A 20300-nucleotide genomic window follows, 5' to 3' on the forward strand; every position below is an offset into this window, starting at 1 on the left:
CGTCAACTCAAACGGCGGGAGCCGCTATGACTCGACCACTCACCCCGAATCCGGACTGGACGCTGGTCATGACGGGAGCCACCCGCGGGCTCGGTCTGGTCGCCGCCCGGTCCATCGTGTCGACGGACCGGTCATGTCATCTCGTGGTACTCGCTCGCGGCGGCGGACCCGCGGGATTCGTCGACGGCTTCGGCGAGGGCGCCGGGCGCGTCATCGCCGTCGACACCGATCTCGCCGACACCGCCGGGACGATGAGGGCGGCGGCGGAGATCCGGCAGATGCTCGACGACGCGACGTTGCCGCCGCTGCGCGGGCTGGCGGGCAACGCGGGCATCCAGTACCTCGACGACGAGCACGTCACCGCCGACGGACTGGAGGCGACCTTCGCGGTCAACGTACTCGCGAACCACCTGCTGATCGGTGAGCTCGTCCGACATCTGACCCGTGGCTCCCGGATCACCATCACGGTGAGCGACACGCACTTCGGCGATCTCCGGCACAACCTCGGGATGGTACCCGCGCCGCGGTGGACGAGCCCGGCACGCATGTCCCGCCCGGGTGCGTTCGGGCGTTCGAGTCCGGCCGCCGGCCGCACCGCGTACTCGACCAGCAAACTGGCGGCCATCCATCTCGTCCACGAGTGGGCACGCCGGCTCCCCGACGGCGTCGAGATCGTCTCGTACAACCCGGGTTACGTGCCCGGTACGGACCTGGCCCGGGCGGCGAGCGCACCGCAGCGTCTCGCGAACAGATGGGTCCTGCCGGGTCTGACCCTGGTCGGCCCGTTCGATCGGGTGCCGACGGCCGGTCGACGCCTCGCCGAAACGATTCTCGTTGTACCGCAGGCGGACACCGGTGCCTACATCGATCGCGGACGGGTGTCGGAGTCATCCGCGGACAGTCGTGACCCCGATCGTGAGCGCGACCTGTGGGATCACCTGGAGTATCTGCGCGTGGAGACGTTCCGGCGTCAGTAGGTCGCCCACTCGCCCTGTGCGTACCGGAGAATCCGCGGGTCCATGAGGGTCGACGGCGGCAGATCCAGTCGCTGCCGATCCAGTGGGAAAACCGTTGCTGCTGCCAACTGTTCAGGACTGAGGAACCGGAGGGGTCCGGGCGCCGCCACGGTCGGGGTCACCCTGCCCCCGGCGCCGGCCAGGTAGAATCCCCAGTCGCCGAAGGCCGGCACATCGACGTGGTACGGGGTCGGGTCCAGCCCGGCCGCGCGCATGGTCGAGGCCACGCACCAGAACGACTTCGGCGCGAAGTACGGGGACCCGGCCTGGACCACGGTGCGGCCCGCCTCGGCGAGATGCGCCCGGACCATCGCGTAGAACTCGGTGGAATACAGCTTCGCGGTGGCCGAGTCGTCGGGGTCGGGCATGTCGACGATGATGACGTCGAACCGGCGGTCGGTGCCGCGCAGCCAGGAGAAGGCGTCGGCGGCGATCACCTCGGCTCGGGGGTCGGTCATCGAACCCCGGTTCAACGTGGTGAGACGCTCGTCGGTCCGGGCGAGTCGGATCATCTCCGGGTCGAGTTCGACGAGCGTGACGTCGCGGGCGTCGGGGTAGGTGAGCACCTCGCGGAGCGCGAGTCCGTCACCGCCGCCGAGGATCAGCACGGAGTCGTGGTTCCCGGACATCGCCGGATGCACCAGCGTCTCGTGGTAGCGATGCTCGTCGACCGAGGAGAACTGCAGGTCGCCGTTCAGGTACAGGCGGGTGTCGGCCGTTGCGCCGAAACGGTTCTCGGTGATGACGATGTCCTGGTACGCACTACGTTCGGCGGCGACGATGGGATCGCGGTACAGCGCTTGGCGCGCGGTGATCTCGAAGCGGCCGGACAGCAGCAGGCCGGCGATCAGGACGGCGACGACGGCGACGGCCGACGCGGAGAGGACACCCATCTGGGTGCGCGACATCGACTTGCGGAAGATGACGAAGACGAGGAAGCAGCCGGCCGCGGCGTTGACCAGCCCGACCACGAGAGCACCCCGCAACTGGCCGAAGAACGGCAGCAACAGGAACGGGAAGCACAGGCCGCCGATGAGGGCGCCGATGTAGTCGACCGCGAACATGTCGGCGACCGCCGAACCCGCCTCCTGGCGTCGAATCCGTTGCAGCAGAACCATCAGCAGCGGGATCTCGGCGCCGATCAGGATGCCGAGCACGAAGGCCACCAGGACGAGGGCGGGCGTGTACAACTCGAGGTAGGCGAACGCCGCGTAGAGCGCCATCACCGACAGTCCGCCGATGAGGGCGAGCAGCAGTTCGATGACCGCGAAGGCCGTGACCGATTGTGGCTGGAGCGGTTTCGCGGCGAGTGACCCGATGCCCATCGCGAAGACCATGACCGCGAGGACGATCGACGCCTGCGTCGCGGTGTTGCCGATCAGGAACGAGCCGAGCGAGACCAGCGCGAGCTCGTACACCAACCCGCAGGCGGCGCAGACGAAGACGACGGCCAGCAGTCCGGCGCGGGCGAATCGCGGTCGTATCGCCAGCGCGTCCGGAACGGGTTCGGTCGTCACCGGTTCGGTGTCGGCGGCAGCGGAGTCGTGACCGGTCACGGACAAACGGGGGAGTGCGGGAACCCGGTCACAGGATGGAGGCGGCCACGATGATCGACACCCCGATGTGTGCGACGCCCTGCACCCACACCGCCGGGTGGCTCTCCGGGTGGACCAGCAACTCGCCGAGATTGCCGGGGGTCAGCAGGTCGATGACGAGGAAGGTCACCGCCATCACGACCAGGCCGATCGCCGAGTACACCGCGGTGTAGGTGAGCCCCTCGAGCAGTCGTCCCTCGCTCGCGACGATGGCGGCGGTGACGATCACGGCGACGGCGAGCATGTTGGAACCCACCAGGATGCCGGCGTTGCGGTTGCGGTCCGTCCACAGCTGCGAACGGAGCTTGCCGGGCGTGAGCAGGTCGAGGATGCCGAACGAGACGATCATCAGGATCACGCCGACACCGGCGTAAGCGCCTGCAGCGTAGGCGTTCTCAGCGATATCAGCGAGCATGGTCTTCTCCGTTGGTTGGTCGGACGAATTCGATGGCACGTGCCGGGCGGACGACGATCATTTGCCACCACCGCCGCTCCCGCCGCCGCGGTTTCCGCTGCCGCTACCCGCATAGCGGGGGGTCGGGACCCAGAACGCGCCGACGTAGGGGTGGTAGTGGTGATACCCCGACCGGTAGTCCCGGCTGAGCATCACCCGGGTGGCGCCGGCCGCCAGCGGGAAGAGGCCCACGAGGTAGTCGGGGTACTGGAGGAACTGCGTGCCGGCGATGTTGCCCGCGCCGGCGGCGCCGCTCCGCTGGTCGCTGGGACGTTCGGCGTCGCGGATCTCGGCCGCGACCTGCTCCGGTGTCCCGTCGGCGACATAGGCGTCGACGTCGCCCTCGTCGAGGGAGGTGTCGCGCTCGTAGTTCTGCGTGATGTAGTCGCGCGCCGACCCCCCGATGCCGCCGCCACGGGCAACTCGCGCGGTGCACGCACCGATCAGCGCGAAGATGGTGAGCACGACGATCACGCCGATGATGATGTTGCGGGTCTTGTTCAGACGACGGCGTGGGTCCGGCGGGCCGCCGGGCGGTGGTTGCCCGGTCATGGACGGGCCACCGGACCGCGGTCGATCCTGCTGGAGGTGATCACGACCTCGGCGGCCTTGGGATAGGTGTGCCAGGTGTGCCAGCTGATGGAGTCATCGGTGGACTCCGACACGATCGCGGTGACGGCGTGCGGCTCCCCCGGGAACCGTCCCATCACGCACGGGTGTCCGGTGGCCAGCTGTTCGGTGACGCGGGCGCTCAGCTGTTCGACGAGGGCGGCGAGCTGGTCGGGATTCACCTGTTCCACACGGGAACTGAAGTAGTAACCGCTCTCCTGGAAACTCTCCGGCAGTGCCGAGGTCACCTCCGGCAGGCAGGCGACGGTCTCGCAGATCCGCTGCACCCCGTCTTCGACGAGTACCTGATGGCTCGCGCCGAGCAACCGCACCGACACCGTGATGCCGTCGATCTCGCGATCCTCTTGTGCCAGGGGCTCCTGCAAGGGTGCGCTCAGCGAGAAGCCGAGCTGGCTCGCGCTGGTGTCGGCGTAGGCCACCGCGAGTTGCGCGGCGGGGTCGCCGGGATGTTCGGAATTCTCGGTCATGCGGTGTGGGGTCTCCGTGCTCAGGGCGTCGTGTGGATGGGCGGGCGTCGGGGCCCCCGTCAGGGTGTTTCCGGAGCCGGGTTGGTGGGGTAGATGCGGTAGTCCGCGCGGGACAACAGTTCGCCGCGGGCGCATTCCCAGCCGCTGCCGTAGTCCTCGAAGGACAGACGGTCGTCGCCGGCCTGGTAGTCGTGATAGGCCATCCGGCCCGAGGTCGCGACGCCGGTGGTCCCCGCGGAGGTGAAACGCGCCGAGCCCGCCTCCTCCGACTGGTATCGACGCCCCTCGAGCTCCACGGTGTCGGGGCCGGGGGTGACGGCGGCACCGGGTACCTCGTGCCACAGCACGACCTCGAGGTCGGGATCGTCCTCGACCGAGATCCAGGCCTTGGACCCGACACCGGTGTCGAGGAAGTTCTCGGTCCAGGTGTAGCCGTCCTGCGTCAGGCGCAGGGTGCCCCGGACCGCGTAGGTCTGACCGCGCAGTTCGACGAGATCGCCGGGTTTGAGATCGCGGGGGTCGCCGTAGACGGAATCGTCGTCGGCCGACGAGAACGGATCGCCGGGGCGATAGGTCCGCTCACGCAGGGCGTCCTGCTCGGCCTGCCGGGCCCGCCGATTGCCCAGGAAGTTGAAGATGACGACCACCGCGATGATCGCCAGCAGCGCCACGATGATGATCAGCAGGAATTCCACGGTTCAGACCCTAGTCGACCGGCAGCTTGCGGGACGTCGGTCGTCGGGGGTGCGAATGACCGTGACCGCCTCACCGCTCCGGCGTCGACGGCGCGCAGCTCCGCGATCACCGGGGCGAACACCTCGAGCGCGGGTTCGAGCACGGTGAGATAGCTGATCCCGGTCCGCTCCCGGAGGTCGACGAGGCGGGCGGCGATGTCGGAGACCGATCCGATGAGCACCGACGGCAGGCCCAGGAACTCCTGGGCGCTCATCGACAGTTCGTGCTTCGCGATGAGCTCGTCGGCCACCGCCGTCGGATCATCGGTCACGGTGACGATCTGTAGCAGGAGATTCCACTCCACCTCGACGGCGCGGTCCCCGGCGGCGGCGCGTGCTAAGGCCACCCGTTCGTCGAAATCGCCGGCGGACAGCGGTTCCAGATCGCCGTCGGGTCCCGTTCGGGCCGCGGTGAAGCCGACGATGTCGGCGTGTTCGGCGGCCATCGTCAGCACGCGGTCGCCGTTGCCGGCGAGCAGGAGCGGAATCCTGGGCTGCACGGGTCGGGGCTGATGATCCTCGTCGGCGAGCAGCTCAGTCACGCGGGCGGCGGTCGCCGACAGGTGATCGACGCGCCGGCCCGCGGACCGGAATTCGATCCCGGCTGCGTCGAACTCATCCCGGGCGTAGCCGGTGCCCAGTCCGAGTTCCACGCGGCCGTCGGACAACCGGTCGACGGTGGCGGCGTCCCGGGCGAGCAGCGCGGGGTTGGTGAACGCGGCGTTGAGGACGAACGGGCCGACGCGCAGGCGCTGCGTCGCGGTGGCCGCGACGGCCAGTGCCGGCCACGGGCTCGGAATGCCCAGGTGGTCGGGGACGAGCAGGACGTCGTAGCCGAGTTCCTCCACCGATCGGGCACGCGTCTGCCACGACGACGCGGTGTCGGCCGCGAGCATGTTGACCCCGAACCTGAACTCCCTGGAGGCGAGTGACATGTCCTCAACGTAGTCAGCGTCGCGGCGGCCGACCACGCAGCCGACCGGGACACCTGATCCAGCCTTGCACTCGCACTGGTCGAGTGCTAAAAACGAGGTTGGCACTCGCGAGCTGTGAGTGCCAGGTCGGGACGGTGAGGCCGGTACCGAATGACACACCGGTCGTCCGTCGCGGGCACCGAGTTCCGGCCATACGAACCTAGTGTCACCCCCTTCGGAGGATCACTTACCCATGGCCAAGCAAATTGCGTTCGACGAAGAGGCCCGTCGCGGCCTCGAGCGGGGCCTCAACAGCCTTGCCGACGCCGTCAAGGTGACGTTGGGACCCAAGGGTCGCAACGTCGTCCTGGAGAAGAAGTGGGGCGCCCCCACGATCACCAACGATGGTGTGTCCATCGCCAAGGAGATCGAGCTGGAGGACCCGTACGAGAAGATCGGCGCCGAGCTGGTCAAGGAAGTCGCCAAGAAGACCGACGACGTCGCGGGCGACGGCACCACCACCGCCACCGTTCTCGCCCAGGCTCTCGTCCGTGAGGGTCTGCGCAACGTCGCTGCCGGCGCCAACCCGCTGGGTCTGAAGCGCGGCATCGAGAAGGCCGTCGAGGCCGTCACCGAGTCGCTGCTGAAGAGCGCCAAGGAGGTCGAGACCAAGGAGCAGATCGCTGCCACCGCCGGTATCTCGGCCGGCGACGCCTCGATCGGCGAGCTCATCGCCGAGGCGATGGACAAGGTCGGCAAGGAAGGCGTCATCACGGTCGAGGAGTCCAACACCTTCGGCCTGCAGCTCGAGCTCACCGAGGGCATGCGCTTCGACAAGGGCTACATCTCGGGTTACTTCGTCACCGACGCCGACCGCCAGGAAGCCGTCCTCGACGACCCGTACATCCTGCTGGTCTCGGGCAAGGTCTCGACCATCAAGGACCTGCTGCCGCTGCTGGAGAAGGTCATCCAGGCCGGCAAGCCGCTGCTGATCATCGCCGAGGACGTCGAGGGCGAAGCTCTCTCGACCCTCGTCGTCAACAAGCTCAAGGGCACCTTCAAGTCCGTCGCCGTCAAGGCCCCGGGCTTCGGTGACCGCCGCAAGGCCATGCTGGCCGACATCGCCATCCTCACCGGTGGCGAGGTCATCAGCGAAGAGGTCGGCCTCTCGCTCGAGGGCGCGGGCATCGAGCTGCTCGGTACCGCTCGCAAGGTCGTCGTGACCAAGGACGAGACCACCATCGTCGAGGGCGCGGGCGATCCCGACGCCATCGCCGGTCGTGTCGCCCAGATCCGCGGCGAGATCGAGAACAGCGACTCCGACTACGACCGCGAGAAGCTGCAGGAGCGTCTGGCCAAGCTGGCCGGCGGTGTTGCGGTCATCAAGGCGGGCGCGGCCACCGAGGTCGAGCTCAAGGAGCGCAAGCACCGCATCGAGGACGCCGTCCGCAACGCGAAGGCTGCCGTCGAAGAGGGCATCGTCGCCGGCGGTGGCGTGGCCCTGCTGCAGTCGGAGCCGGCCATCGACGCACTCTCGCTCGAGGGTGACGAGGCCACCGGCGCCAACATCGTCAAGGTCGCCCTGTCGGCTCCGGCCAAGCAGATTGCGATCAACGCCGGCCTCGAGCCGGGCGTCGTCGCCGACAAGGTCCTCAACTCGCCCACCGGCACCGGCCTCAACGCCGCCACCGGTGTGTACGAGGACCTGCTCAAGGCCGGCATCAACGACCCGGTGAAGGTCACCCGCTCGGCGCTGCAGAACGCAGCCTCGATCGCGGCTCTGTTCCTCACCACCGAGGCCGTCGTCGCCGACAAGCCCGAGAAGAACACCGCACCGGCCATGCCGGGTGGCGACGAGATGGGCGGGATGGGCTTCTGATCTCCTGATCAGATCCCTGCGTCCACTCACGCAGCACCAACCGAAGGCCGGTCACCCAAGCGGGTGGCCGGCCTTCGGCGTTCCGAGCACGGCTTCGGCGACTTCCCGCGACCACTGGACATACTCGAGGACCGCACCGTCGGGATGGCGAAGGTAGGCGAATCGTCCAGTCGCGCTCTCGGATCCGGCTCCGCCGCTGACCTGCGAGATCAAGGCGTCGAGATCGTCGACGATGACCGGTCCGACGGTCGACCGGTAGGCCTCGACGTCGTCGTCGGCTCCCGCGATGAGGAGGAAGTCGCCGACGGCGGCGAGTTCGGCCCTCTCGAAAGCGAATCGGAGATCGGCCGATGCACCGACGATCGTCTCGTACAGCGGAAGCGACTCGTCGAGGTCGGCGACGAATATCCTGGCGTAGGTCTTCAGCACTCGCATCGACCCCACGCTAGGAGCGCAGGCGGATGAGCGGCAGTACGCACTTCGATGTGAGCGGGGACGCCGCGCCGTCGTCCGAGGCCGAAGAGCGCGCCCGGCACCTCGCGCGGTCGGTGTTCACCGTCGTGTCGACGAAATGGGGTCTGACCGTCCTCGAGGAGATCCGGCAGCGACCCCGCCGGTTTCGTGAGTTGAAGCGATCGATCGGGACGATCAGCGACAAGGTGCTCACCCAGACGCTGCGCGATCTCGAGGCGCACGGCCTGATCCATCGGCACGACCATCGCAGCGCGAATCCGCGGGTGGACTACACCCTGACGGACGCCGGCCGCGACCTCGTCTCGACGGTCCACGGCCTGTGCGACTGGTCGCGAACGCATCTCGACGACCTGCTCGACGCGCCTGGGGCGGCTGATCGGGTGTGACGCACTCCGGGAACGTTCTCGATCCGCGAGGTGTTGAGAGGGCAATGAGCGCTCCCATCACCGTCGACATCTGGTCCGACATCGCCTGCCCCTGGTGCTACATCGGCAAACGCAAGTTCGAGGCGGGCCTCGCCGAGTTCGACGGACGCGACGACGTCGAAGTGACCTACCACAGCTTCGAGCTCGCACCGGATACGCCGGTCGACTTCGACGGTTCAGAGGTCGACTTCCTCGTCCGGCACAAGGGCATGCCGGCCGATCAGGTCCGGAGGATGCTCGACCAGGTCCGCGGGATCGCCGCCGAGGTCGGTCTCGACTACGACTTCGACCGGCTGCAGCACACCAAGACCCTGAAAGCGCATGAGGCCCTGCACTTCGCGAAAGCGCATGGCCGACAGGCGGATCTGGCCGAGCGTCTGTTCCAGGCGTACTTCGAGCAGGGGCGCCACGTCGGCCGCGCCGACGAACTCGCCGATCTGGCGGCCGATGTCGGTCTCGATCGCGACGCCGTGCTGGCCGCGCTCGAGTCGGGCGAGTACGCCGCGGCCGTCGAAGCCGACATCGACCAAGCCCGTGCATACGGGATCAGCGGGGTTCCCTTCTTCGTGATCAACAGCAAGTACGGCATCTCCGGAGCCCAGGCGCCGGAAACCTTCGCGCAGGCCCTCGACAAGGTCCGCGCCGAGGAGTCCGATCGTGTCTGACCCGCTTGTGCCCTTCGAGATGATCGGCGACGACGACGCGGCCGTCTGCGTCGACGGCGTGTGTGCGGTGCCGGAGGTCGGGACCGACGCGTCGGACTCCGCATCCGACTGAGCCCCGAAGGCCGAGCGTCGATCACCTCCTCGAGGCCATCGCGGGCTTCGGCTGACGCTGCGCGGCAGTAGATCGCACCCACCGCTGGTTTCAGTGTCAGGGTTGTCTAGCCACTTCGGTGGTGGTTGGGTTCTGACCATCAGGCATCTGGCTCTACCGCTGGTTACCGCCCCTGGCTGTATTGGGCTGGTGTTGGCTCATTGTGCCGATGCCTGGTGTGTCAGGACCGGCCGGCGTGACTTGATAGGAGCGTGGCATCGCCCCGACTGAGATGTGTCCGCCGACCGGCCCGACTGTCGCCACTCCACTCTGACAGGAAGGCATCTTCCATGATCGTTATCGGTGCCGATGTACACAAGCGCACGCACACCTTCGTCGCGGTCGACGCTGTCGGCAAACAACTCGGATCCACGGTGGTGCCGGCCACGACGGCCGGTCACCGCACAGCCATGCAGTGGGCTCACGCTCGTTTCGGTACCGAGGTGTTGTGGGCCATCGAGGACTGCCGCAACATGTCGGCCCGGCTCGAACGCGACCTGCTGGGCGCCGATCAGAAGGTGGTGCGGGTAGCGCCGCACTTGATGGCCGAACATCGGCGTACCGGACGTGAACGCGGCAAGTCCGATCCGATCGACGCGTTGGCTGTGGCTCGGGCCGCTGCACGCGAACCCGACCTTCCGGTGGCGTCTCACGATGCCGTGTCCTACGAGATGAAAGCTCTCGTGGACTATCGGGATTGCCTTGTGCGCGAACGAACCTCGAAGATCAACCGGGTGTTGTGGCGGGTGCATCAACTCGATCCCGAGTACCACATCAAAAAGGGTGGGTTGACGGCGAAGAAGCATCAGAAAGCGCTGCAAACCTGGCTGGAGCCTCACAGCAGTGTCGATGCCCGCCTGGCAGGCAAGGAAGTCGCCGCCATCTACGACCTGACCGTGGAGATCAATGAGGTCGAAAAGGAGATCACCAAGAAGGTTTCCGACGCGGTGCCCACCCTGTTGGCGATGCCCGGCTGTGGCGCGCTCAGCGCCGCGAAACTCCTCGGCGAATCCGCCGACATCACCCGCTTCCCCGGGGAGGCCCAGTTCGCCCGCCACGCGGGAATCGCCCCAGTGCCGGTGTGGTCGGCCAACCCCGGACGCCATCGACTCACCCGGTCGGGCAACCGCCAGATCAATGCCGCGATCCACCGCATCGCGCTGACCCAGGCACGCATGCCCGACACCCTCGGCCACGCCTATTACGAGAAGAAGAAGGCCGAAAACAAGACCCCTCGCGAGGCGATGCGCTGCCTCAAACGCCGCCTCACCCGCGTCGTCTACAACCACCTCACCACCGACCACCACGCCCGCACCCGCAAAGCCGACAACCCAACACCCGCCGCCGCTTGACATAGGAGCTATGAGCCGGTGACGAGCGAAGCGAGGAGCCGAGTCGAAGCCACTGAGGTGACCTGGGTCCACGTTGTGCGGCAGTAGATCGCACCCGCCGCTGGTTGAGCAGGGCCTGGTGTGACGCCGGGGCCGGGATCGCCGATCTTCGGTAGCAGCTGACAACTCTGAGTTCGGCGCCGCGCGGAGCTCCGCCGGGTGTGAGCGCCCGTCCGAAGTGGGTAAGCGGGCGCCATGCAGACGTTCCTGCCGTACCCGGACTTCCGACGCTCCGCCGAGGTCCTGGACCCCGCGCGCCTCGGTAAGCAGCGCGTGGAGACGTTGCAGATCCTGCGGGCGCTCGAACTCTTCGATTACGGCTGGGCCAGCCATCCCGCGGTCACGATGTGGCGTGGGCACACTCCGGCGTTGGTCGCCTACGGGCTCGCTTTCGTCGACGTGTGGACCGGCGGCGGTCGTGCGGACACCACTGCTCCGATGATCGCCGAGTTCGCGCCCGAGGTGGTGGGTGCGTCCCAAGCCGAGCTGACCGCGCAGGGTCTGATGCCCGCGTGGCTGGGCGACGACCGACTCCATCGCAGTCACCGTTCGGCGCTGCTCCGCAAGGCGCCGGACTTCTACGGCTCCGTGTTCGACGACGTCGACCTCGACGACGAGATGCCGTACTTCTGGCCGGATCCGCCGGCCACCGACGCGCACGATCTGGACGAACCGACCCGCACCGTGTGGATCATCCGGGCCGGATCCGACGAACAGTTCGCTCAGTTCCGACGCCGGCAAATCGTCGGATTGGGCGTCGAATCCGGCATCGACACCGACGCCTCGGTGGGCACCGAGACCGGCCTGCGCGTGTTGCTGAAGGAGCGAAGTCCCGGGCGGCGGCCGGGCAAGGACCTCCGCGTGCTCGCGTCGTTCGTCTCCGATCTGCGGGTGGGGGACGAGGTCGCCGTCGTCGACCCCACCGACCCGAACGTGCTGCCACTGGGGACGTTGATCGGCGAGTACGAGTTCTCCCGTCGAGGCAGGGTGCTCACCCCGCATCGGCGTCGGGTCCGCTGGACCGGCACGCTCGAGCGGTCGGCCGTCGCCCCGCCGGCGCTGCTCCAGAATCCACGAATGCTGTTTCCGGTGTCGGTGCGATCAGAGGCGGTCCGGTTGTAGTCCGATCGGCCGAATCTGGCACCGGGTGGTCGGTGAAAGCGTTCCCTGCGCCTTTCGAAGTGGCCGGTCGTTTTTCGACGGCAGAGACGATCACGGCCGGCGCACTCGCACGAGATCAGCTGCTCAGGAGCACGACGTCTCGACCGGCCAGGATCAGTCATCGTGAAATCGCCTCCAATAATGACCATGGTGTGCGCAATCGCGAGGTGAACAGCGATGGCCCCGGCCGTGGTAATCCGGACGGGGCCGTCTCCGGTGCGTATGGTGAAACGTATTCGGATCGATATCTGCGTGTGTGAATTCCGTTGTCGAGACGGCGGCGCGGTAGTGATGTGAGCATGTAGTGATGTGAAGGGACTGTGATGTCCGCAGTGGGTGGTCAGTTCCGCCGACGCCTGGTCGCCACAACGGTCTCGATCGTTGTACTCGTTGTCGCGCTTGCGGTTCCGTCGTTCGCCGGCGCCGACTCGGGAGATTCCTCGTCCCGGGCGAAGGCGCTGGCCCGCGCTGTCGCCGATGGCCGGGTCCTGGACCTGTCGGTGTATTCGCCGTCGATGAAACGTCACGTACCGGTCCGGGTTCTCGTGCCCGCCGACCGCTCGGTGCCCCGACCGACGCTGTATCTGCTGAATGGCGCGGGTGGCGGCGAGGGCACCGGACACTGGTTCGAGCAAACCGACATCGTCGATTTCGTCGCCGACAAGAATGTGAATGTTGTCGTGCCGATGCGCGGCGCGTACAGCTATTACACCGACTGGGTGAAAGTCGACCCGGTGCTGGGGCGAAACAAATGGACAACGTTTCTGACCAGCGAATTACCGCCGCTCATCGATCGGAAGCTGAACACCACCGGCGTGAACGCGATCGCGGGGATCTCCATGGCGGGAACGTCGTCGTTGAGTCTCGCCGAAGCCGCACCTCAGCTCTACCGCGCGGTCGCCTCCTACAGCGGTTGTGCCGAGACGAGTACGAATCTCGGCCGACTCGCCATCCGCGCGGTCGTCGAAGGACGTGGCGGTGGCGACATCGCCAACATCTGGGGTCCGGTCGGCTCCCCGGGGTGGCGGGCGCACGACCCGGTCGTCAACGCCTACAAGCTGCGCGGCAAGGCGATCTACATCAGCACCGGCACGGGGGTCCCCGGACCGCACGACCAGTTGCAGGGCCAGGGAATCGACGGGAAGACCACGATCTACATCGACCAGATCGCGGTCGGCGGCGCCATCGAGGCCGCCACCCACCAGTGCACGCTCAATCTCGATCGTCGACTCAAGCAACTCGGCATTCCCGCGACCGTCGACTATGCACCGGGAACGCACGCCTGGCCCTACTGGCAGGACCAGCTCGTGAAGTCGTGGCCGATGCTCGAAAGCGCGCTCACCGACTGACCGCCGCACAATCTGTCACGATGTGACCGTGACTGCGACCCCCGGCGCGCCCAGCCCCATCTCCAGCCTGCCCAATCTCCGCGATCTCGGCGGCTGGCGGACCGGGGACGGGCAGACGGTTCGATCCGGCGTCCTGTACCGGTCCACGGATTTCTCTGCGCTCGACACCGCCGACGTCTCCGCGCTCGAGTCGCTCGGTCTGAAGACCGTCTACGACCTGAGATCGGCGCACGAGAGCGAGGCCATTCCCGACCCCGTCCTGCCCGGTGCGTCGAACATCGCACTCGATGTCCTCGCCGATGCGCAGATGTCGATTCCCGCCAACATCGGTGCTGTCCTCGCCGACCCTGCCGTCGTCGCGCAGGCCGACGAGATGCTGTCCGGCGGCAAGGCGCGCGAGATGATCTGCGGGACCTATCGCGAGATGATCACCCTGCCCAGTGCGACGGCGTCGTACACGCAGTTGTTTCGTGGACTGATCGACGGCTCGACGCCGGCCCTGGTGCACTGCACCACCGGCAAGGACCGAACTGGTTGGGCCGCAGCATCTCTGCTGACACTGCTCGGGGTGCCGAAGGACGACGTCTATCGCGACTACCTGCTCACCAATGAACGTCTGATCCCGTCGCTCGCACCCATCTTCGACGGGTTCGCCGCCGCCGGGGGCGAACCCGAGCTCCTCGTCGGCGTGCTGGGTGTCGACTCCGGCTACCTCGACGCCGCGTTCGACGAGGTGGACAAGCGGTACGGCGGAATCGAGGGTTACTTCGGCGAGGCGTTGGGTCTGGGTGCCGCGGACCAGAAGGCGCTCCGGGACCGATATCTGACGTAGGGGCTGGCCGCCCGAGACGCTGTGGCAGCGAGGTGTCACCCGCACGGGTGTCATCTGGTCGTCGTGCTTTCACCCGATGAGGGGATATCCGCGGATGGCAGGTCGCGTTAGCGTCGGAACCACCCCCGAAACGACTCGACTGCCGGAGAAATCGATGCGCACAACCATTTTCGTTCGAGCTGCCCTCATCCTGGCCGCGACGGCGACCGCTGCGGTCGTCCCGGCCGCGATCGCCGATGCCGCGCCACTCGAGTCCGGGAGCCTCGACGGCGGAAGCGTCGACGGGGGCAGTCTCGAGGAATACGGTCTGGGCGGCCTCGACTATTTCGGGAGTCTCGGGGGCAATCAGGCTCCGCCGTCGACCCAGCGGTGCAACTCCGAGACCAAGTCCGGCGGCTACGGTGTCACCGAGACCCGGCACATCCTCGGCCTGCGAGGCCCGACGAGCTTCACGCTGAACTACGACACCTACGACATCCCGGACGAGATCCGCGTGTTCTACGGTGGCCGGCAGATCTACAACACCGGTTACGTCGGAGACGACATCAACCAGGGAACCGGCAGTGTCCGGATCACGGTGCCACCCGGTGGCGACACCTCGGTCGTGGTGCGAGTGACCGGGCCGGACCGGAACACGGAGTGGGACTACACCGTGAACTGCCCGGGAGCGAGCTGACCGCCCGACGATCGTCGGTAGTGTCTTGGAGTGAGTGAATTCAGCTCGACCGAGAAGGCCGCGTTGGGCAGCGGCGCCGATTTCTGGACCACCAAATCGGTCGGTTCCGTTCCCGCGCTGACACTCACGGACGGTCCGCACGGGGTCCGGAAACAGACCGGCGCCACCGATCACCTCGGCCTCGCCGGCAGCGAACCCGCCACCTGCTTCCCGCCCGCGGTCGGACTCGGCCAGAGTTGGGACACCGAGCTGATCCGTCGTGTCGGCGAAGCGCTCGGCCGCGAGGCACGCGGTCTCGACGTCGACGTACTGCTCGGCCCGGGCGTGAACATCAAGCGAGATCCCCGGTGCGGCCGCAACTTCGAGTACTTCTCCGAGGATCCGTTCGTCACGGGCCGGCTCGGCGCGGCGTGGGTGAGCGGCGTACAGAGCATCGGGGTCGGCACGTCGCTCAAACACTTCGCGCTGAACAACGCCGAGGACGACCGGATGCGGTCGAATTCGGACGTCGACCCGCGCCCGATCCGGGAGATCTACCTCCGCGCCTTCGCGCACATCATCCGCACGGCGAACCCGTGGACCGTGATGTGCTCCTACAACCGCATCAACGGCACGTACGCGGCGGAGAACCGGTGGCTGCTCACCGACTTGTTGCGGGGTGAGTGGGGCTACGACGGCGTGGTGGTCTCCGACTGGGGTGCGGTCGCCGACCGCGTTCGGGCGGTCGCCGCCGGCCTGGATCTCGAGATGCCCGGCCCGGGGGACCGCACCGACGCGCAGGTCGTGGACGCGGTCCGGAACGGAACCCTCGACGAGGCGGCGGTGGACCGGTCGGCCCGGGCGGTCCGGGAACTCGCGGAGCGGGCCGCCGCGGGCCGGGCGAACCGGTCCGTCGTCGACTTCGATCTCCACCACCGACTCGCGCGCGAGGCCGCGTCGCGGTCCATCGTCCTGCTCAAGAACAACGGCGATCTGCTCCCGTTGAGCCCCGAACGCTCCGTCGCGGTCGTCGGCTCGTTCGCGCACGACCCCCGCTATCAGGGCGGCGGGAGTTCGCACGTGAACCCGACGCGCCTCGACGTACCGGTGGACGAGATCCGGGCAGCAGGTGGCACGGTGACCTACGCACAGGGTTTCAGCACCGACGGCTCGCCGGTGGATACGGCCGACGCGATCGCCGCGGCGGCGGACGCCGATGCCGCCGTGCTGTTCCTGGGACTCGCGGCCGCACAGGAGTCGGAGGGCTTCGACCGCGACGACATCGAACTGCCGGCGGACCAGGTCGAGTTGCTGACCGCGATCCTGGCGGTGCAACCGCGAACGGTGGTCGTGCTCGCTCACGGAGGCGTCCTCCGCCTGGGATCGATCGCCGCGGCCCCGGCAATCCTCGACGGCGCGCTCCTCGGCCAGGCCGGGGGCGGGGCCATCGCCGACGTGCTCTTCGGGGCGGTCAACCCGTCGGGTCGGCTCACCGAGACCGTGCCGGTCAGGTTGCAGGACACCCCGGCATACCTGAATTTCCCGAACGAGAACTCGCACATCCGCTACGGCGAGGGCATCTTCGTCGGCTACCGCTGGTACGACGCCCGGGACATCGAGATCGCCTACCCGTTCGGGCACGGATTGTCCTACACGACCTTCGAGTACTCGGATCTGTCCGTCGCATCGGATGATCCGGGCGTCACCGGTGTGGTCGCCGGGTTGACGGTGACCAACACCGGTTCTCGAGCCGGACGTGACATCGTCCAGGTCTACACGTCGAAGCCGGACTCACGAGTCGGACGACCGCCGCGCGAGCTGACGGGCTTCGCGACCACCCGCGGCCTCGAACCAGGTGAGTCGCAGATCATCTCGATCGCAATCGACCGCAACGACCTCGCCTACTGGGACACCCGCGTCGACCGCTGGATCGTCGAACCGGGTGAGTACGGCGTCGAGGTCGGCGCGTCGAGCCGGGACATCCGGCTGACCACCACCGTCGAGATCGCGGGCGACGAGGTTCGCCTCGCGATCGACGAGAACTCGACCCTCGGCGAGGTCCTGGCGAATCCTGCTGCGGCGCAAGCGCTCGCGTCCCGGTTCGAGGACAACCCGCTGACGAGCTTCGACGACGCCCTGGGCGTCGACATGGCACGGATGATGGCGTCTATACCGCTCGGACGCCTCGCCGGGTTCGGGATGCGCGACGAGGACATCGCCGCGATCATCGCGGCGGCACGCACGGACTGATCGCGCTACCGGAACACGATGCAGGTGGTGGTCCCGTGGGCGACGAGCTTGCCGTCGGCGGAGAACACCTTGCCCTCGGCGGTCGCGGTGGTGCGGCCGGCGTGGATGACGGTACCCACGCCGGTCAGCTCCCCGGCGTCCACGGCGACCGAGCGGATGTAGTTCACCTTCAGCTCCAGCGTCGTGTAGCCGACCCCGGCGGGCAGGGTGGTGTGGACGGCGCACCCCATCACCGAGTCCAGCAGCGTGGCGCAGATGCCGCCGTGAACGGTGCCGAGAGGGTTGGCGAAGTCGGGCTGCGGAGTCACGGCGAAGGTGACCGCGCCCTCGTCGATCTGCTTGGGCACCATGCCCAGGAGGCGGCCGATGCTCGGGCGGTCGGAGCCGGCGCCGCCCGCCTGCCAGGCTCGCAGCAGTTCGAGTCCGGACATGGCGGTGGGGTCGGTGGGTGCGTCGGTCGTGGTAGTCATGACTATGCATGGTTGCATACTCCGCCGCGATTATGAAGGTCTGCATATCGGCGCGGCCTCGCGTACGGGATGACCTCGGCCGATGCTATGTATGCTGGCCACAATCGGTTGTATGAGGGTCGGCATAGGAGTTGTTGCTGCATGGCGTCACATCCCGCCGAGTCCGTGATCACCGGCGCGGACGACCGCGGCCCCCGCGAACGCATGGTCGTGCACGCGGCCGATCTGATCGGCCGCGACGGGGTCGCCGCCACCTCCATCGGCGACGTGATCTCGGCGAGTTCCGCACCACGGGGATCGATCTACCACCATTTTCCGGGCGGTAAGACCCAACTGATGACCGAAGCCGTCCGGTACGCCGGTGAGTTCATCGCCGAACGCATCGGGCGTCCGACCACGATGACCCCGGCGGACACGGTGCGCGAGATCGGCGGGGTGTGGCGGCGACTACTGGTCAACACCGACTTCCAGTTCGGCTGCCCCGTGCTGGCCGGCGGACTCGCCCGCCGCAGCGAACCCGCGGTGGCGGACGCATCCGCCGAGATCCTGCAGCGCTGGGCCGACCTGGTCACCGCGCGGCTGGTGGTCGACGGCGTCGACAGCGACCGTGCCGACTCACTGGCCAACCTCATCATCGCGGCGGTCGAGGGAGCGGTCGGACTGTGCCAGACACGGCGCAGCGTCGAACCCCTCGATCGCGTCATCGCCGAGCTGGCGAGCCTCTGCGACGCGGCCGTCGATCGGGTCTGATCCGGGGCGAGACGTTGGACACAGGTGTGCTCCGTTAGTAGGTTCACCATGTCGTCACCGCCGTGGTGGCGTCTGGCCTGTATCCGTTCATCGTCGGGACGGGCTCGAATCGGTGGGTGAGCTCGGGGAGGTTGCGCCATGACGCCGGTCTTCCGGCATGCGCTGGGTTCGGACTTCGACCGTCTGCATCCCAACGTCGCATGGCGCTACGGCATCGACTCGACTTCCGGTGTCGCGCAGGTCTGTAGCGGGATCTACGAGTCGGTCTACGTGTCGTCGGCGCTGCCGCCGCCCGCCCTGTGGCATTACGCCAAGCGCAATGCGCTGCCCTCGAAGACCAGTCGCATGGTTCCGTTCACCCAGGGTTACTACTGCTACTCCGACGAGCTGGGGCGCGAGTCGCTCGCGGTGCTGCGGAACTTCCAGTACACGACCGGCCCGCGCAAGCTGAACTCCCTGCTGGTGGCCGGGCGCACGGGCCTGGTCGACTATTTCGGCGACGGCCCCGAGTTCCTGTATCCGATCGAACCGTCGGTGACGCGATCCGGCGAACTGCTGCTCGAGAGCGGACCGATGCGCTGGCTCGGACGCGGACCCAAGGTCGGGATGAAGGGGCTGTTCACCGCTCAGATGAAGTACATCGAGGGGTGGGACGAGAAACGGGATCGATTCCGGTGCGACGCGACCGTCCGCAACCCGGTCATCGGCGAGATCATGCACTTCCGCGGCTGGTTCACCGCCGTCGACCAGGCGTGCTCGTTGCGTGACATCCCGGACGAGGCGTGGCCGGTCAACCTGGTCGACCGAGAGAGCTGAACGGTTCGATCCAGGGCGACTCCGTCGCGGCAATCCAGGGCGACTCCGTCGCGGCTCGACACAGCCTCGACAGTTCGTTGCATCGGCGGCCAGGGCGCGCGGTAGGTTCAACGCATGGCTGTCTCAGCGAACATCGAATTCGACGTCGCCGCCCCCGTCTCGGTGGTGATGGAAGTGCTCATGGACATCGAGTCCCTACCGGACTGGTCGGGACCGCACAAGGAAGCCGAGATCCTGTCCAGTTACGACGACGGCACGCCGCAGAAGGTGCGGATGGTCGTCACCGCCGCGGGTATCTCCGACGAGCAGACCTGCACCTATGACTGGACCGAGAACTCGTGCGAATGGCACCTCATCGAGTCGAATCAGTTGAGCGAGCAGCACGGCAAGTACACCGTCACCGAATCCGACAAGGGTGCCCATGTCCGCTTCGACCTGGCCGTCGAGCTGAAGATCAAGCTGCCCGGACTCATCGTGAAACGCGCCCAGAAGATGGCCGTGGACACCGCGCGCAAGGGACTCACCGCGGAAGTGGAGAAGCGCGCGGCGGCCTGAGGACGATCGTGACCGGGACGTGACGAGTCGATCGTCTCCTCCACGGCGCCGGCCCCTGTACGCTGAGGGCGTTCCTTACCGGGCGCCCGAGCTATGGAGGCCAAAGCAGTTGAGAATCAAGAAGTTTGCCGTTCGCGGCCTGGTCCTGGCGGCGGGGCTCGCCGGATGTGTTGGTTTCGCCGGGTTGTCGGGCGAAGGGGTCGCCGCGGCGGACACGCGTTGCTCGGTGTCGAACGGTCATCAGGTCGAGCGTGTCGAGGGGCGCAGCGGTTGCGGCGCCAAGGCCGGAGTCGGCAGTCGCGCGAGTGCCGATGAATACAGCGGTCGCGGCACCGCGGTCTCGGTCTCGGACAACGGCGGCAACGCCGCGGCCTACAACCTGCAGCCCGGTTCGACGGCGCTCGCCGGCGCCAACAGCCGGGGCAACGCCTACTCGGTCACGACCGGCCCGAGCGCACTGTCCGTCGCCCAGGCGCGTCGCGGTGGTACGACGGTGGCGATCGGCGGCTGGGGCGGCGAGGCCTACGCCGGTCCCGAAGGTGCCCGCTGCAGTGGCGGTTTCGCGACCGCGTTCGACACCAGCACGGGTAAGGCATGTCTGCACGCCGGTTCGATCGACCTGCGGAACTGAGCGGCTCCACCTCACGACACCTGAGAGACAGAACAC

The 20300-nt window shown here is 67.6% G+C and carries 22 protein-coding genes; 14 read left to right on the plus strand and 8 right to left on the minus strand.

What is annotated here, in order from left to right:
* Positions 1-26 precede the first annotated feature (26 nt).
* Entirely contained in the window at positions 27-977 is a 951-nt protein-coding gene (locus QAD21_RS03190) for an SDR family NAD(P)-dependent oxidoreductase (RefSeq protein WP_058251323.1), read from the plus strand.
* Here the strand turns inward: QAD21_RS03190 and QAD21_RS03195 are convergent.
* From QAD21_RS03195 to QAD21_RS03220, 6 genes are all read right to left on the minus strand, one after another.
* A complete protein-coding gene (locus QAD21_RS03195; RefSeq protein WP_280361571.1) occupies positions 971-2533 on the minus strand; it encodes a polyamine aminopropyltransferase in 1563 nt (520 codons plus the stop codon). The two genes, QAD21_RS03190 and QAD21_RS03195, sit on opposite strands and share 7 nt — an antisense overlap.
* Positions 2534-2600: 67 nt before the next feature.
* Entirely contained in the window at positions 2601-3026 is a 426-nt protein-coding gene (locus tag QAD21_RS03200; RefSeq protein ID WP_068970523.1) for a DUF350 domain-containing protein, read from the minus strand.
* A 57-nt stretch (positions 3027-3083) separates the two neighbouring features.
* On the minus strand, positions 3084-3617 hold the full coding sequence (locus QAD21_RS03205) for a DUF4247 domain-containing protein (protein WP_137808566.1): 534 nt from the start codon (positions 3615-3617) through the stop codon (positions 3084-3086).
* The gene (locus QAD21_RS03210; RefSeq protein ID WP_068970517.1) at positions 3614-4162 is read right to left on the minus strand and encodes a DUF2617 family protein; all 549 of its coding nucleotides are present in this window, start codon (positions 4160-4162) and stop codon (positions 3614-3616) included. Before QAD21_RS03210 ends, QAD21_RS03205 begins: the two co-directional genes overlap by 4 nt.
* A gap of 59 nt (positions 4163-4221) precedes the next feature.
* The gene (locus QAD21_RS03215) at positions 4222-4857 is read right to left on the minus strand and encodes a DUF4178 domain-containing protein (protein WP_068970516.1); all 636 of its coding nucleotides are present in this window, start codon (positions 4855-4857) and stop codon (positions 4222-4224) included.
* Positions 4842-5831, minus strand: a complete 990-nt coding sequence (locus QAD21_RS03220) for a TIGR03621 family F420-dependent LLM class oxidoreductase (protein WP_277243876.1) — start codon at positions 5829-5831, stop codon at positions 4842-4844. Before QAD21_RS03220 ends, QAD21_RS03215 begins: the two co-directional genes overlap by 16 nt.
* Before the next feature lie 232 nt (positions 5832-6063).
* Between QAD21_RS03220 and groL the strand changes: the two genes are divergently transcribed.
* Positions 6064-7689 carry a chaperonin GroEL gene (gene groL / locus QAD21_RS03225; protein WP_205334474.1) on the plus strand — a complete coding sequence of 542 codons (1626 nt, stop codon included), beginning with the start codon at positions 6064-6066 and terminating at the stop codon, positions 7687-7689.
* A gap of 51 nt (positions 7690-7740) precedes the next feature.
* On the opposite strand, the gene QAD21_RS03230 is transcribed toward groL, so the two are convergent.
* Positions 7741-8124 carry a VOC family protein gene (locus QAD21_RS03230; protein ID WP_159370018.1) on the minus strand — a complete coding sequence of 128 codons (384 nt, stop codon included), beginning with the start codon at positions 8122-8124 and terminating at the stop codon, positions 7741-7743.
* A gap of 26 nt (positions 8125-8150) precedes the next feature.
* Here QAD21_RS03230 and QAD21_RS03235 point away from each other — a divergent pair, with 26 nt between their 5' ends.
* The 8 genes from QAD21_RS03235 to QAD21_RS03270 all read left to right on the plus strand — a co-directional run bounded on the left by QAD21_RS03235 (position 8151) and on the right by QAD21_RS03270 (position 17042).
* Entirely contained in the window at positions 8151-8549 is a 399-nt protein-coding gene (locus QAD21_RS03235; protein WP_159370019.1) for a helix-turn-helix domain-containing protein, read from the plus strand.
* Positions 8550-8593: 44 nt separating this feature from the next.
* Positions 8594-9253, plus strand: coding sequence for a DsbA family oxidoreductase (locus QAD21_RS03240; RefSeq protein ID WP_205334473.1), 660 nt, complete (start codon positions 8594-8596; stop codon positions 9251-9253).
* Between the two features lie 441 nt (positions 9254-9694).
* Positions 9695-10756, plus strand: a complete 1062-nt coding sequence (locus tag QAD21_RS03245) for an IS110 family transposase (RefSeq protein ID WP_159370021.1) — start codon at positions 9695-9697, stop codon at positions 10754-10756.
* A gap of 234 nt (positions 10757-10990) precedes the next feature.
* Positions 10991-11917 carry an MSMEG_6728 family protein gene (locus QAD21_RS03250; protein ID WP_165630635.1) on the plus strand — a complete coding sequence of 309 codons (927 nt, stop codon included), beginning with the start codon at positions 10991-10993 and terminating at the stop codon, positions 11915-11917.
* Positions 11918-12279: 362 nt separating this feature from the next.
* A complete protein-coding gene (locus tag QAD21_RS03255) occupies positions 12280-13305 on the plus strand; it encodes an alpha/beta hydrolase family protein (RefSeq protein WP_165630634.1) in 1026 nt (341 codons plus the stop codon).
* A 28-nt stretch (positions 13306-13333) separates the two neighbouring features.
* Positions 13334-14137, plus strand: a complete 804-nt coding sequence (locus tag QAD21_RS03260; RefSeq protein WP_205334390.1) for a tyrosine-protein phosphatase — start codon at positions 13334-13336, stop codon at positions 14135-14137.
* A gap of 154 nt (positions 14138-14291) precedes the next feature.
* Complete coding sequence (locus QAD21_RS03265) at positions 14292-14813, plus strand: hypothetical protein (RefSeq protein WP_165630632.1); 522 nt, start codon at positions 14292-14294, stop codon at positions 14811-14813.
* Positions 14814-14843: 30 nt separating this feature from the next.
* Entirely contained in the window at positions 14844-17042 is a 2199-nt protein-coding gene (locus tag QAD21_RS03270; RefSeq protein WP_165630631.1) for a glycoside hydrolase family 3 C-terminal domain-containing protein, read from the plus strand.
* A gap of 5 nt (positions 17043-17047) precedes the next feature.
* Here the strand turns inward: QAD21_RS03270 and QAD21_RS03275 are convergent, their stop codons facing one another.
* A complete protein-coding gene (locus QAD21_RS03275) occupies positions 17048-17530 on the minus strand; it encodes a PaaI family thioesterase (RefSeq protein ID WP_058251304.1) in 483 nt (160 codons plus the stop codon).
* 123 nt (positions 17531-17653) lie between these two features.
* On the opposite strand from QAD21_RS03275, the gene QAD21_RS03280 reads away from it, so the two are divergent.
* The 4 genes from QAD21_RS03280 (at position 17654) to QAD21_RS03295 (ending at position 20264) form a co-directional block, all read left to right on the plus strand.
* Positions 17654-18262 (plus strand): TetR/AcrR family transcriptional regulator, encoded by a 609-nt coding sequence (locus QAD21_RS03280; RefSeq protein WP_058251303.1) that lies wholly within the window; start codon positions 17654-17656, stop codon positions 18260-18262.
* Positions 18263-18400: 138 nt separating this feature from the next.
* On the plus strand, positions 18401-19078 hold the full coding sequence (locus tag QAD21_RS03285) for a DUF4166 domain-containing protein (RefSeq protein WP_058251302.1): 678 nt from the start codon (positions 18401-18403) through the stop codon (positions 19076-19078).
* A 114-nt stretch (positions 19079-19192) separates the two neighbouring features.
* Complete coding sequence (locus tag QAD21_RS03290; RefSeq protein WP_058251301.1) at positions 19193-19633, plus strand: SRPBCC family protein; 441 nt, start codon at positions 19193-19195, stop codon at positions 19631-19633.
* A 109-nt stretch (positions 19634-19742) separates the two neighbouring features.
* Complete coding sequence (locus tag QAD21_RS03295) at positions 19743-20264, plus strand: DUF6764 family protein (RefSeq protein ID WP_058251300.1); 522 nt, start codon at positions 19743-19745, stop codon at positions 20262-20264.
* The last annotated feature ends 36 nt before the right edge of the window (positions 20265-20300 follow it).

Source organism: Gordonia sp. SMJS1 (genome assembly GCF_029866425.1).
GTDB lineage: Bacteria > Actinomycetota > Actinomycetes > Mycobacteriales > Mycobacteriaceae > Gordonia > Gordonia hongkongensis.

Excerpts from the sequence above, each read along its gene's own strand:
- QAD21_RS03190 (WP_058251323.1), top strand. The coding sequence starts at position 27 with ATGACTCGACCACTCACCCCGAATCCGGACTGGACGCTGGTCATGACG.
- QAD21_RS03200 (WP_068970523.1), bottom strand. The coding sequence starts at position 3,026 with ATGCTCGCTGATATCGCTGAGAACGCCTACGCTGCAGGCGCTTACGCC.
- QAD21_RS03205 (WP_137808566.1), bottom strand. The coding sequence starts at position 3,617 with ATGACCGGGCAACCACCGCCCGGCGGCCCGCCGGACCCACGCCGTCGT.
- QAD21_RS03210 (WP_068970517.1), bottom strand. The coding sequence starts at position 4,162 with ATGACCGAGAATTCCGAACATCCCGGCGACCCCGCCGCGCAACTCGCG.
- QAD21_RS03220 (WP_277243876.1), bottom strand. The coding sequence starts at position 5,831 with ATGTCACTCGCCTCCAGGGAGTTCAGGTTCGGGGTCAACATGCTCGCG.
- groL (WP_205334474.1), top strand. The coding sequence starts at position 6,064 with ATGGCCAAGCAAATTGCGTTCGACGAAGAGGCCCGTCGCGGCCTCGAG.
- QAD21_RS03230 (WP_159370018.1), bottom strand. The coding sequence starts at position 8,124 with ATGCGAGTGCTGAAGACCTACGCCAGGATATTCGTCGCCGACCTCGAC.
- QAD21_RS03235 (WP_159370019.1), top strand. The coding sequence starts at position 8,151 with ATGAGCGGCAGTACGCACTTCGATGTGAGCGGGGACGCCGCGCCGTCG.
- QAD21_RS03240 (WP_205334473.1), top strand. The coding sequence starts at position 8,594 with ATGAGCGCTCCCATCACCGTCGACATCTGGTCCGACATCGCCTGCCCC.
- QAD21_RS03245 (WP_159370021.1), top strand. The coding sequence starts at position 9,695 with ATGATCGTTATCGGTGCCGATGTACACAAGCGCACGCACACCTTCGTC.
- QAD21_RS03250 (WP_165630635.1), top strand. The coding sequence starts at position 10,991 with ATGCAGACGTTCCTGCCGTACCCGGACTTCCGACGCTCCGCCGAGGTC.
- QAD21_RS03255 (WP_165630634.1), top strand. The coding sequence starts at position 12,280 with ATGTCCGCAGTGGGTGGTCAGTTCCGCCGACGCCTGGTCGCCACAACG.
- QAD21_RS03265 (WP_165630632.1), top strand. The coding sequence starts at position 14,292 with ATGCGCACAACCATTTTCGTTCGAGCTGCCCTCATCCTGGCCGCGACG.
- QAD21_RS03275 (WP_058251304.1), bottom strand. The coding sequence starts at position 17,530 with ATGCAACCATGCATAGTCATGACTACCACGACCGACGCACCCACCGAC.
- QAD21_RS03280 (WP_058251303.1), top strand. The coding sequence starts at position 17,654 with ATGGCGTCACATCCCGCCGAGTCCGTGATCACCGGCGCGGACGACCGC.
- QAD21_RS03285 (WP_058251302.1), top strand. The coding sequence starts at position 18,401 with ATGACGCCGGTCTTCCGGCATGCGCTGGGTTCGGACTTCGACCGTCTG.
- QAD21_RS03290 (WP_058251301.1), top strand. The coding sequence starts at position 19,193 with ATGGCTGTCTCAGCGAACATCGAATTCGACGTCGCCGCCCCCGTCTCG.